11 protein-coding genes are annotated in these 11,528 nt (G+C 75.2%); 4 read left to right on the top strand and 7 right to left on the bottom strand.

From position 1 onward, the window contains the following. Positions 1–47 precede the first annotated feature (47 nt). On the top strand, positions 48–1,508 hold the full coding sequence (locus tag DMB38_RS22755) for a metallophosphoesterase (RefSeq protein ID WP_125936723.1): 1,461 nt from the start codon (positions 48–50) through the stop codon (positions 1,506–1,508). 58 nt (positions 1,509–1,566) lie between these two features. Here DMB38_RS22755 and DMB38_RS22750 read toward each other — a convergent pair whose 3' ends face one another. After that, entirely contained in the window at positions 1,567–3,075 is a 1,509-nt protein-coding gene (locus DMB38_RS22750) for a PLP-dependent aminotransferase family protein (RefSeq protein ID WP_125936722.1), read from the bottom strand. A gap of 46 nt (positions 3,076–3,121) precedes the next feature. Here DMB38_RS22750 and DMB38_RS22745 point away from each other — a divergent pair, with 46 nt between their 5' ends. Both DMB38_RS22745 and DMB38_RS22740 read left to right on the top strand, forming a co-directional pair. Then, positions 3,122–3,592 carry a carboxymuconolactone decarboxylase family protein gene (locus DMB38_RS22745; protein ID WP_125936721.1) on the top strand — a complete coding sequence of 157 codons (471 nt, stop codon included), beginning with the start codon at positions 3,122–3,124 and terminating at the stop codon, positions 3,590–3,592. A 5-nt stretch (positions 3,593–3,597) separates the two neighbouring features. Next, positions 3,598–4,335, top strand: a complete 738-nt coding sequence (locus DMB38_RS22740) for an isocitrate lyase/phosphoenolpyruvate mutase family protein (protein ID WP_125936720.1) — start codon at positions 3,598–3,600, stop codon at positions 4,333–4,335. Positions 4,336–4,360: 25 nt separating this feature from the next. On the opposite strand, the gene DMB38_RS22735 is transcribed toward DMB38_RS22740, so the two are convergent. The 6 genes from DMB38_RS22735 to DMB38_RS22710 all read right to left on the bottom strand — a co-directional run bounded on the left by DMB38_RS22735 (position 4,361) and on the right by DMB38_RS22710 (position 10,760). Then, positions 4,361–5,797, bottom strand: a complete 1,437-nt coding sequence (locus tag DMB38_RS22735) for a hypothetical protein (RefSeq protein WP_125936719.1) — start codon at positions 5,795–5,797, stop codon at positions 4,361–4,363. 203 nt (positions 5,798–6,000) lie between these two features. After that, the gene (rpmF, locus tag DMB38_RS22730; RefSeq protein WP_101426339.1) at positions 6,001–6,177 is read right to left on the bottom strand and encodes a 50S ribosomal protein L32; all 177 of its coding nucleotides are present in this window, start codon (positions 6,175–6,177) and stop codon (positions 6,001–6,003) included. A 436-nt stretch (positions 6,178–6,613) separates the two neighbouring features. Then, a complete protein-coding gene (locus tag DMB38_RS22725) occupies positions 6,614–7,612 on the bottom strand; it encodes a malate dehydrogenase (protein ID WP_125936718.1) in 999 nt (332 codons plus the stop codon). A gap of 188 nt (positions 7,613–7,800) precedes the next feature. Beyond that, the gene (locus DMB38_RS37525) at positions 7,801–9,237 is read right to left on the bottom strand and encodes a DUF2690 domain-containing protein (protein WP_125936717.1); all 1,437 of its coding nucleotides are present in this window, start codon (positions 9,235–9,237) and stop codon (positions 7,801–7,803) included. Positions 9,238–9,432: 195 nt separating this feature from the next. Beyond that, positions 9,433–9,816, bottom strand: coding sequence for a DUF3017 domain-containing protein (locus tag DMB38_RS22715; protein ID WP_047017646.1), 384 nt, complete (start codon positions 9,814–9,816; stop codon positions 9,433–9,435). Continuing rightward, entirely contained in the window at positions 9,816–10,760 is a 945-nt protein-coding gene (locus DMB38_RS22710; RefSeq protein WP_125936716.1) for a bifunctional methylenetetrahydrofolate dehydrogenase/methenyltetrahydrofolate cyclohydrolase, read from the bottom strand. The genes DMB38_RS22715 and DMB38_RS22710 overlap by 1 nt, the downstream gene beginning before the upstream one ends. Positions 10,761–10,871: 111 nt before the next feature. On the opposite strand from DMB38_RS22710, the gene DMB38_RS22705 reads away from it, so the two are divergent. Then, positions 10,872–11,459: a hypothetical protein gene (locus DMB38_RS22705; protein WP_125936715.1), complete on the top strand. Its 588-nt coding sequence runs from the start codon at positions 10,872–10,874 to the stop codon at positions 11,457–11,459. Positions 11,460–11,528 lie beyond the last annotated feature (69 nt).

Below are 11,528 nucleotides of genomic sequence, written 5' to 3'. Positions count from 1 at the left end.
CGGCGGAGACGTGCGCGGCGCGGCGGCCGGGGCCGGGAGGTAGGGCCGTGGTCTTCGTGCCGATTGCGATCGGGATGCTGCTCCTCGTCGCCGGGGCGCACTGGTACGTGTGGCGGCGGCTGGTCCGGGACACCATGCGGCGCGGCGGCTGGCCGCGGCGGCTGGCGACGCCGGTCGTGGTGCTGCTGCCGCTGATGGCGTTCGCGGCGGTGGCCTCGGAGCGGGCCGGGGCGCCGATGCCGGTGCAGCAGGCGCTGGGGTGGCCGGGGCTGATGTGGCTGGCGTTGCTGCTGTATCTGCTGCTGGCGCTGGCGGTGGGCGAGTTGGTACGGCCGGTGCTGCTGCGGGTGCTGGAGCGGCGGGCGCGGCGGGCCGGCGGTGGTACGGGGGCCGCGGCGCCGGTCGACGAGGCGGAGCGCGAGGCGGCCGTCGCGGCCCTGGCGCAGCAGGTCGCGACGGCGGAGGCGGCGGACGAGGAGGCCGCGGAGGCCGCCGGCGCGAGCGGCGGTAGCGGCGGAGGCGGTACGGGGACGAAGGCGCCGCTGCGCCTCGGACCGGCCACCGTGGCCGGGGAGGGGGGCGCGGCGGGTAACCAGGGTTCCGCGGACGGCCGCGCCGACGACGCCGACCCCGCCTCCGCAGACCCCGCCTCCGCACCGGTGGGCGGTGACGTGTCGCGGCGGCTCTTCGTCGCCCGTACCGTCGCGATCGGCGCCACCGCCGTCGCCGCGGGGACCGTCGCGTACGGGGCGTACGGCGTGCTCGGCCGCGCGCCCAGGGTCAAGAACGTCACCGTCCCCCTCACCAAGCTGCCCGCGTCCGCCCACGGCTACCGCATCGCCGTCGTCAGCGACATCCACCTCGGTCCCGTCCTCGGCCGCGGTCACACCCAGCGGATCGTCGACACCATCAACGCCCAGCGCCCCGACCTCGTCGCCATCGTCGGCGACCTCGTCGACGGCTCCGTCGACCACCTGGGGACGGCCGCGGAGCCGCTGGGGCAGTTGGCGGCGCCGGACGGCACGTTCTTCGTCACCGGCAACCACGAGTACTTCACCGGCGCCGACGGCGCCGGTGAGTGGCTCGACCACCTCCGCGAACTCGGCCTGCATCCGCTGGAGAACGCCCGCACGGAACTGGCCGGCTTCGACCTCGCCGGCGTCAACGACGTCTCCGGCGAGGACGTCGGCAGGGCCCCGGACTTCGCGCGCGCCCTCGGCGACCGCGACACCTCCCGCGCCTCGGTGCTGCTCGCGCACCAGCCGGTCGTGATCCACGACGCGGTGGACCACGGCGTCGACCTGCAGTTGTCAGGGCACACGCACGGCGGGCAGATGTGGCCGGTGACGTACATCGCGGAGGCGGCGAACCCGACGCTGGCGGGTCTTGAGCGGTACGGGGACACGCAGTTGTACGTCACGCGCGGCGCGGGCGCGTGGGGGCCGCCGGTGCGGGTGGGGGCGCCGTCGGACATCACGATGGTGCGGCTGGCGTCGCCGGGGGCCTGAGGGGCGCCCGTACGCGTACGGCCCGCGCCCGCCCCCGCGCGGGACGGGTCCGTACCGGCTACGTCTCCGCCTCCAGCACCCGGCACAGCGCCTCCAGCGCCCCCGGGTACAGGTGGTCGGGCGGCGTCCCGTACCCCACCACCAGCGCCTCCCCCTGCGCCCCCGGCGCCTCCCCCGCCGGGGGCGGCGCCGTGAAGTCGCCGCCCTCCTCCCACGCCGCGTTGCCGTACTCGTACGCCCCCAGCCTGGCCACCGCCAGCCCCTCCCGCGCCGCCCGCGCCAGCACCCGCCGCTCGGTTCCCGGCGGGAGCCGTACGACGGCGTGCAGGCCCGCCGCGATCCCGGTGACCCGCACCCGGGGCGCCCGCCGGGCGAGTTCGGCGACGAGGCGGTCCCGGCGCCGGCGGTAGCGCTGGCGGGCGGCGCGTACGTGGCGGTCGTAGCCGCCGGAGTCGAGGAACTCGGCGAGGGTGAGCTGATCGACCACCCCCGGCGGTGTCCGGCTCAGCGACTGCACCGCGTGCACCCCGCGCAACAGCCGCTCCGGCAGCACCATCCAGCCCAGCCGCAGCGCGGGCGACAGGCTCTTGCTGGCCGTGCCCAGGTGCGCGACGTGCTCCGGATCGAGGGACTGGAGCGCCCCCACCGGCTGCCGGTCGTAGCGGAACTCGCCGTCGTAGTCGTCGTCCAGCACCACCCCGCCCGTCGCCCGCGCCCAGTCGACGGCCGCCGCGCGCCGGTCGGGGGCGAGGGGGACGCCGGTGGGGAACTGGTGCGCCGGGGTGAGGAGGACGGCGCCGGCGCCGGTCGCGGGCAGGGCGGCGGTGGCGATGCCCTCCTCGTCGTACGGCAGCGGCACCGTCCGCAGCCCGGCGTCGGTGAGGAGGCGGCGGTGCAGCCCGAGCCCGTACGGCTCGACGGCGACGCGGCGGGCGCCCTCGGCCCTCAGCACCTCCGCCAGCAGCCGCAGCCCGCCGGTGAACCCGGCGCAGACCACGATCCGCTCCGGCTCCGCGTACACCCCGCGCGCCCGCGCCAGATACCCGGCGAGCGCCCGCCGCAGCTCCACCCGCCCGCCGGGGCCCTGGTGGCCGAAGGCCGCCGAGGGCGCCGCGGTGAGCGCCCGCCGCGCGGCGGCGGCCCAGGCGGCGCGGGGGAAGCGGGCGGCGTCGGGGGCGCCGGGGAGGAGGTTGTAGGCGGCCCGCCGGTCGAGGGGGTGGAGCGGCGGCTCGTGCGCGGGGGCGTGCGCCCGGGTGGCGACCCGGCGCGGCTCGCTGCGGGCGGCGACGCGGGTGCCGGAGCCCTGCCGGGCGGTGAGCCAGCCCTCCGCGACGAGTTCGGCGTACGCGTCAGCCACCGTGTTGCGCGCCACGCCGAGGTCGGCGGCGAGCGCCCGGGACGACGGCAGCCGGGTGCCGGGCGCGAGCCGCCCGGTGCGTACCGCGTCGCGCAGCGACCTGATGAGCGCGGCACCGGCGCCGCGGGTGCCGGCGCGTACGTCGACGTGCAGGTCGAGGGAGCGGTGGAAGTCGCGTAGCTCCGCTGAAGTGGCCCAGGAATCCGGCATGGAAATGGACCATACATCTGGGATATGAAGATCTAGCGTGGGAGGCATGACACAGCGTCTCGACCTCTTCGCACTCGCCCCCGACGTCCACCGCGCCCTGGTCAGGGTCGAGCAAGCGGCCAAGAAGGGCCTCGATCCGGTCGTCTACGAACTGGTGAAGCTCCGCGCCTCCCAGATCAACCACTGCGCGTACTGCATCGACATGCACACCAAGGACGCGCGCGCGGCCGGCGAGACGGAGCAGCGGCTGTATCTGCTGAACGCCTGGGAGGAGGTGCCGCACCTGTACACGGAGAAGGAGCGGGCGGCGCTGGCGCTGGCCGAGGCGGTGACCGTGCTGACGGACGGGTTCGTACCGGACGAGGTGTACGAACGGGCGGCGAAGCACTTCGGCGAGCAGGAACTGGCGCGGCTGATCGGGGTGCTGACGGTGATCAACGCGTGGAACCGGTGGTGCGTGACGAGCAGGGCGAAGGCGGGGGACTACCGGCCGGGTCAGTACGAGCAGGGGGCGTGAGGGGCGTGGCGGGGAGAGCCGGGGAGTTCCGGGCGCTGCACCACGGCAGGGAGGCGGGGTACCCGCTGGTGCTGCCGGGCCCGTGGGACGCGGCGAGCGCCCGCGTCTTCGCGGACGCGGGCTTCGCGGCGCTGGCCACGCCGAGCGCGGGCATCGCGCGGGCCCTGGGCTACGGAGACGGGGAGGCGACGCCCGTAGCGGAGATGTTCGCGGCGATCACGCGGATCACGCGCGCCGTGGACGTCCCGGTGACGGCGGACGTGGAGGCGGGCTACGGCCTGCCGCCGCGGGAGCTGGTCGAACGGCTGCTGGAGGCGGGGGCGGTGGGGTGCAACCTGGAGGACACGGTGCACCCGGGCAGGACCCTGAGGGACGCGGCGGAACAGGCGGAGTTCCTGGCGGAGGTGAGGGCGGAGGCGGGGGACGGGCTGTTCATCAACGCCCGCGTGGACACGTTCGTACGCGGAGTGGAGGACCCGGGGGCGGCGGTGGAACGGGGCAGGCTTTACGCGGCGGCGGGGGCGGACGGGGTGTACCCGATCGGGGCCCCGCCGAGGCACCTGGGCCTGCTGGCGCAGGAGACGGGCCTGCCGGTCAACGCCCTGGCGGCGACGGGGGGCCGGGGCCCGGGTCCGGCGGAGCTGGGGAGGCTGGGGGCGAGCAGGATCACGTTCGGGGGCGGGTTGCTGGAGAGGACGCTGAGAGGGGTGGAGGAGCTGGCGAGGGAGTTGGGGAGGGGGTGAGGCCGGCGGGGGCCGGGGCCCCGGCTCACGCCCCTCCCGTTGCCTCTGCCTCGCATTCCGTCCCCGCGCAGAACGACACCGCCATCTCGTCCACGACCTCCCGCTGTTGGGGCCAGGCCGTCTCCGGGCCCGAGGCCAGCAGCGCGTACATCTTTCCGTCCTCGGTCTCCCGGTCGTGCAGCAGGACGCGTCGCGGGCCCAGTTCCTCGTCGATGTACGAGTAGTCGTACTCCGCGGAGTGGCCCAGATCCGCCAGTTCGTTGAGACGGTAGCCTTCCGCGTTCTCCTTCGTGGCCTCGATGATCTGCACCGCCTCGTACGGACTGACCTCTTCGGTCACCTCGTAGACCTGGAGGAACGCGCCCCCCGCGACCGGCTCTTCGTAGAACACCGACACCCCGTCGACGCGCCGCTCCCAGTCCTCCGGCACGGCCAGCGAGTAGCCGTTCTCGCTCGCGAGGACGTAACCGGGCGGCACCTCGGGCTCCGACGACGAAGGCGACGGCGCCGAGGGCTCGGACGACGGGGAAGGCTCCTCCTTCGGGGACTTGGGGTCCGCCGCGGCGCTGCGCCGCGGTTCCGCCGCCTGCTCGCCGTCGTCGTCGCCGCCGAGCAGCAGCCAGCCGCCGGCGATGAGACCGCCGGCCACGATCACGACGAGACCCACCACCGCCGCGATGACCCCGCCGCGTCGCCGCGGGCGCTCGGGCTCGACGCCGAGTTCGTAGCCGGGGTACGGGGCGTAGGCGGCGTAGGGGTCGTACGAGGCGTCCTGCCCGTAGCCGTACGGCTGCTCCTGCCCCTGCGCCGCCGGGTACCCCGGCGCGGGATGCGTCGGCACGTCCCGCGGCGGAGGGAGTACCCCCGGGGCCGGTTCCGGGCCCCAGCCCGGTGCGGTGGGGGGCGGCGGCTGGGCGGACTGCGTCGGCAACTCCGCGGGCGGGGGCGGGGCCTGCGCGCCGGGGCCGCCCGGCGCACCCCAGTCTGGTGCGGTGGCCGGTGGCGGTGGGAGGAGTCCGGGGGCTTCGGACACGTCGGGCACGGTCGGCGGTGCCACGGCCGGCCGCGGCGGTACGCCGTCCTTCCCGTCCACCGCCCAGTCCGGCCCCGCCGACGGCGCGTCCGCAGCCCGGTCCTCCCACCACGCCCGCCCCGTACCGGAGTTGGCCGGCCCTTCGTCCGCGTCGTCCGCCTCGTCCCCGTCTTCCGCGGCCTGGCCGGGGACCCTGTCCTCCGGCGCCGTGTCCTCGGGCTCCCGCTCCTCAGGGACCCCGTCCTCCGGGATCCGGTCCTCCGGCGGCGACGACGCTGACTCCTCGTCACCCGCACGCGCCTCAGAGCCCTCCGCCCCCGCCGGCGCCTCCGCCGGGCGCGGCGGGATCGCCGGTGGCGGCGGCACCTCCGGTCCCTGCCGCCGCTGCTGCTGTGCGTCCTCGTCCCCGTACGACCCGCCGCTGCTCATGTCAGTCTCCTGTCCCCCAGGTCTCCGAGAGCCGCGCACCGGCCACACAGCACGCCCGCCCGGACTCGCCCACGGCACCGCACGCTCCGCCGGCACACCGAACCGTACCGAGGACTCGGCCCCTCGCGCCCCCACTCGGCCTCCCCCGCACGAACCGGCACCCCCGCCCGGGCCGGGAAGCCCGGGCGGGGTGTCCTCACGTACTACGGGCGGTAGACCTGACGCCCCTTGTACTGCCCGCAGTTCGGGCACGCGGTGTGCAGCGGCTTGGGCTCGCCGCACGCCGCGTTCGGGCACGTCATCAGCGCGGGCACGGAGACCCGGCCGCGCCACTGCGCGCGGTGGTGGCGGACCCGGGCCCGCGACTTCTTCCTGAACATGGAGCTGGACACGCTGGTTTCCTTCCTCCGGTGGACGTTCGCTGCGGTGCGGCGAACGCGGGCGGGGGATCCCGCCCGACCAGGGGCCGGAGAACCAGGGCTGTGTCCGGATGCACGTACGGACACGCACGCGCGAATGCGCGGAGCAAAGGCGGCTGAGGAAGCACGGGGAAACGTCCCGGAGACGAGATGGTCGAGCAGGGCAAGCCGAAGCAGCCCCGCTACCCGCGGGGCCGGCGCGAGGGCGCTAGTGCGCCTCGGGTGTGTCGACCGGCTCGGAGACCATGCGCCCGACCGTAGAGACCACCACCGGCAGGCCGCAACCGAATATCCCCGCCACGCCCCCACCACGCACGAAAGCCGCGGCGGGCCCTCCCGAAGAGGACCCGCCGCGGCAACGCGGCAAGCGGCGAGCCGCAGAAGAGCGGCGCCGGGCTCAGACCAGCCCGAGGGCCCGTACCGCCTCGCGCTCCTCCGCGAGCTCCTTCACCGAGGCGTCGATGCGGGCCCGCGAGAACTCGTTGATCTCCAGCCCCTGCACGATCTCGTACGCACCGTCCGCGCACGTCACCGGGTACGACGAGATCAGCCCCTCGGGCACGCCGTACGAGCCGTCCGACGGGATGCCCATCGAGACCCAGTCGCCCTGGGGCGTGCCGTTGACCCACGAGTACACGTGGTCCACCGCCGCGTTGGCCGCCGACGCCGCCGACGAGGCGCCGCGCGCCTCGATGATGGCCGCGCCGCGCTTGGCGACGGTCGGGATGAACTCGTCGGCCAGCCACTTCTCGTCGTTGACGACCTCGGCGGCGTTCTTCCCGGCGATCTCGGCGTGGAAGACGTCCGGGTACTGGGTCGCCGAGTGGTTGCCCCAGATCGTCAGCTTCTTGATGTCGCCGACCGCCGCGCCCGTCTTCTTCGCGAGCTGCGACAGCGCCCGGTTGTGGTCGAGGCGGGTCATCGCCGTGAAGCGCTCGGCCGGCACGTCCGGGGCGGCGGCGCGGGCGATGAGCGCGTTGGTGTTGGCGGGGTTGCCGACGACGAGGACCTTGATGTCGTCCGCGGCGTGGTCGTTGATGGCCTTGCCCTGCGGCTTGAAGATGCCGCCGTTGGCCTCCAGCAGGTCGCCGCGCTCCATGCCCTTCGTGCGCGGGCGGGCGCCGACGAGCAGCGCGACGTTGGCGCCGGCGAAGGCGACGTTCGGGTCGTCGGTGATGTCGATGCCGCGCAGCAGCGGGAACGCGCAGTCGTCGAGCTCCATCGCCGTGCCCTCGGCGGCGCCGAGGGCCGGGGTGATCTCCAGCAGCCGCAGCTTGACCGGTACGTCCGGGCCGAGGAGCTGGCCGGAGGCGATACGGAAGAGCAGCGCGTAGCCGATCTGCCCGGCCGCGCCGGTGACGGTGACGGTGACGGGGCTGTCGGGAGTGCGGGTCATGGTGATCTCTCCGATGAGGGGGCGCGACGTACGGGCTGGGCGGGGCCCGGGCGGCCAAGGGCAGCCGTGCCCCCGGGGGTCAATCTATCCGACTGGCACGGAGTGCCGGAGGGCGGCCGGTGTGGGCCCGGTCACGAGGGCCGCGGCGGCCACGGTCACCACCCCGGCCACCACCGCGGCCACGGCGCCTACGACGGCAGCGTGCCCTTCGTGCAGGCCGCGGTCCCGTCCGGCAGCTCCGCACACGCCCGTACGGTGTCCAGCTCCTCCGCCACGACCATCGCCGTGTAGCCCTCGCTCGTCCCGGCCGACGAGTCCTCGCGGACCGGCTCCTCGCCCGGTACCTCGGCCAGCGCGGTGACCGTCGAGCCCGGCTCCGCCGCGGTGATCCTGGCCCACGCCGCCTGGCAGGGTTCGCTGTAGCGGATCTCCAGGACCATGTCGCCGATGGTCGTCTCCGTGGTCGTACGGGCGAACTCGCCGCCGCAGCCCATCTCGTCGGCGTCCTTGCCCGTGCAGTCGTCGCCGCGGCACTCCACGCCCTCGGGCAACTCCGCGGACCCGGACGGCGAACCGGAGCCGGACCCCGGGCCCGAGGTCTTCCCGGTCGGGCCGGAGTCGGGCGGCGGAGCGCCGCGGGGCTTCTGCTGCTCCTCGACACCGGGGTCGGAGATCAGGCCGTGGCCGACGTAGACGACGCCGGCGCCGCCGCCGGTGAGCAGCAGGGTGACGAGGCCGGCGAGGAGCACACGGCGCAGGGGCCAGTTCTTCGGTGGGGGCGCCGCGGCGGGTGGGGCCGGGGCGGGGGCGGTGGATATCGGGCGGGTACGGGCCGTCTCGCCGGCCGGCTCCGGCGCGGGCGGCGGGGTGGGGCGGGAGAGGGCGCGGAGTTTGGCGGTCTCGTCTCCGTCCCGGGTGGCGGGGTCGACGGCGCCGCTTCCGGCCTCGCCCCCGGCGTCGCTCCCGGTATCGGCACCGGTGTCGGTCCCCGCCTCCGAACCGCGTCCGGCTCCCGCCGCCGCGGCGGCTCCGGTCCCGGCCCCCCTCCCGGCCGCGGTCCCCGCGTCGCCCTCCCCGGCAGCCCCCGTCGCCCGCCTCTCCGGCGGCGGCGGAGGTCCGGGACGTACCGCCGAGCGCTCCGTCGCGTCGGGGTGTACGGGCCTCTCCGCACCCCGCACCGCACCCCCGGAGCGCGCCGTCTCCCCCGCGCCGGGTGTCTCCTCGCCGCGTCCCCTGCCCCGGCCCAGGACTCCGCGGAGTCCGCGCCCCTGGCGGCCGGGCTCCGGGTCCTGCGGGTCGTCAGGGCCGGGCTCCGCCGCCCGGAGGGCGCGCAGCGCGGACCGGTTCCGCAGCTCCGCCCGGCTCCAGGCGCGGTCCGCCGCGCTCCACTCGGTCATGAGCTGGTCGTCCCGCGCGCCCGTCACCTCCGCGAACGCGACGACCGACTCGCGCGACGGCATCAGCCGCCCGTTGAGGTAGCGCTCCCACGACGACCTGCTGTACCCGGTGCGGTCCGCGACCTCCGACACGGTCAGGCCGCTGCGGTCGACCAGCCGGCGCATGTGCGCGGCGAAGTCCCGTATCTGCGGGTCGAGCTCCTCGGGCAGCTCCTTCCAGCGAGCCATCGCTACTCCCTTGTTCCCCCTCGGTCCCCCTGCCGCGCTCCCGCTCCAGCATCGCATCTGCCAGCGCGGACGTGGAGATCCCGGGTACGATCCCGCCCCTCGCCGGCCCCCTTCGCCGACCCGGCCCCCGCCCTCTCGCAGACCCTCGCCGGTCCCCCTCGCCGGCTCACGGTGCCTCGCGCGGGCGACCGCCCGTCAGCGTACGGAGAAGTGGACCGCGTCCTCCAGGAACGGCACCTCAAGCCACGGATCCGGCATCGCGACCAGCGCCAGCAGCACGATCGCCAGGCCCAGCACCCCGAACGTCACGATGTCGGTGAACCGGGACCGCACCGCCAGCATGCCCACCTCAGGCACCGTCCCGCGCAGCACGCCGCCGACGAGCAGTGACCCGCCGAGGATCAGCGTGCCCTCGCGGAACGGGCCCGCGGCCACCGTGATCAGTCCGGCCGCCGCTATCGCGAGCACCAGGAGTATCGGCCACTGCCGCACGGGCGGCGGGGCCTTGCCGGACGCCGCCCGGCCGCCGCCCTCGGGGCGGACCGTGCCGCGGGTGGGGAATGCCGTGCGGCGGGCCATCACGGCGCCGCCGACGCGGCCGTGCCCATCCCGGACGTACCGGCGGCACCCGCCGCGCCGGAGATCCCGGACGCGCCACCCGCCCCGTTCACCCCCGCCGCGGCCTCCGCCGCCTCCACGACGTTGACCAGCAGCATCGCCCGCGTCATCGGCCCCACCCCGCCCGGGTTCGGCGACAGCCAGCCCGCGACGTCCGCGACGCCCGGGTGCACGTCCCCGACGATCTTGCCGTGCTCGTCGCGGCTCACGCCGACGTCGAGGACGGCCGCGCCCGGGCGGATGTCCGCCGGCTTGATCAGGTGCGGCGAGCCGGCCGCGGCCACGACGATGTCGGCCTGCCGGAGATGCCCGGCGAGGTCGCGGGTGCCGGTGTGGCACTGGGTGACCGTGGCGTTCTCGGACTTGCGGGTGAGCAGCAGCGGCAGCGACCGGCCGATGGTCACGCCGCGCCCGACGACCACGACGTGCGCCCCGTTCAGCTCGACGCCGAACTGCCGCAGCAGCCGGATGACGCCGTTGGGGGTACAGGGCAGCGGCGCGGGCTCGTTGAGCACGAGCCGGCCGAGGTTCGTGGGGTGCAGCCCGTCGGCGTCCTTGGCCGGGTCGATCAGCTCCAGCACCCGGTTCTCGTCGATGTCCCGCGGCAGCGGTAGCTGCACGATGTAGCCGGTGCAGTCCGGGTCCTCGTTCAGCTCGCGGACGACCGCCTCGATCCGCTCCTGCGTGGCCGTCGCGGGCAGCTCGCGCTGGATGGAGGCGATGCCGATTTCGGCGCAGTCGCGGTGCTTGCCCGCGACGTACTTCTGGCTGCCCGGGTCGTCGCCGACCAGGAGGGTGCCGAGGCCGGGCGTGACACCCCGGCCCTTGAGCGCCTGCACGCGCGTGGCAAGCTCGGACTTGATCGCGGCCGCGGTGGCCCTGCCGTCGAGAATCTGGGCGGTCATGGCCCCATCCTCCCCGATGCTGCGGGTAACAGACCAATCAGCCGGTCTGGACAGCCGTCCTCGGGCCAGGTCAGTGTGTCAGTACGTCCATAACCGCGGAAGAAGGGCACCGTGAGCCTCCCCGACCAGAACAACCCCTACGGCGGGCCCCAGGGCCAGCAACAGCAGGCGCAGCAGCAGCCTGCCCAGCAGCAGCAACAGCCCTACGGCTACCCGCAGTACCCCGGCGGCGGCCAGCCGTATCCGGTGTACCCGGGCGGCGCAGGACCGTACGGCGACGGCGGCGGCTACCCCACGAGCATCCCGGGCAAGGCGACCGCCGCCCGCATCATGATGTTCATCTCGGCCGGGCTGCAGTCCCTGCTCTCGCTCCTGCTGCTCATCGGCATCGCGGTGGCGAAGGACGATTTCGAGGACGGCTTCCAGGAAGGCTCGGGCGTCGAGGTCCCGGCCGAGGCGGTGGCCGTGGTCGCCGGCATCTACCTGGTGCACGCGATCCTGGGCATCGTCCTCGCCTCGCTCTTCGGCAGGGGCGCGGGCGGCGTGCGCGTCGGCAGCATCGTCTGGCTGAGCTTCCTCATCCTCTTCGGCGTGCTGGCGCTCCCGCTCGGCATCATCTGGATCGCGCTCGGCATCATCTCGATCGTGATGGTCGCGAACCGCGACTCCGGACGCTGGTTCGCACGCCCCAGGCCGTGATCTTCGTGACGCATACGGACGGAGCCCCGCCGGCGAAGGCGGGGCTCCGTTCGTCCGGGGCCGATGGGC

The organism is Streptomyces sp. WAC 06738 (assembly GCF_003945505.1).
Taxonomy (GTDB): domain Bacteria; phylum Actinomycetota; class Actinomycetes; order Streptomycetales; family Streptomycetaceae; genus Streptomyces.
The sequence above is the reverse complement of the archived record's forward strand: the minus strand, read 5'-3'. Positions and strand labels throughout refer to the sequence as shown.

Coding starts and splice junctions, on each gene's coding strand:
- DMB38_RS22750 (WP_125936722.1), bottom strand. CDS start 3,075: ATGCCGGATTCCTGGGCCACTTCAGCGGAGCTACGCGACTTCCACCGC.
- DMB38_RS22745 (WP_125936721.1), top strand. CDS start 3,122: ATGACACAGCGTCTCGACCTCTTCGCACTCGCCCCCGACGTCCACCGC.
- DMB38_RS22735 (WP_125936719.1), bottom strand. CDS start 5,797: ATGAGCAGCGGCGGGTCGTACGGGGACGAGGACGCACAGCAGCAGCGG.
- rpmF (WP_101426339.1), bottom strand. CDS start 6,177: ATGTTCAGGAAGAAGTCGCGGGCCCGGGTCCGCCACCACCGCGCGCAG.
- DMB38_RS22725 (WP_125936718.1), bottom strand. CDS start 7,612: ATGACCCGCACTCCCGACAGCCCCGTCACCGTCACCGTCACCGGCGCG.
- DMB38_RS37525 (WP_125936717.1), bottom strand. CDS start 9,237: ATGGCTCGCTGGAAGGAGCTGCCCGAGGAGCTCGACCCGCAGATACGG.
- DMB38_RS22715 (WP_047017646.1), bottom strand. CDS start 9,816: ATGGCCCGCCGCACGGCATTCCCCACCCGCGGCACGGTCCGCCCCGAG.
- DMB38_RS22710 (WP_125936716.1), bottom strand. CDS start 10,760: ATGACCGCCCAGATTCTCGACGGCAGGGCCACCGCGGCCGCGATCAAG.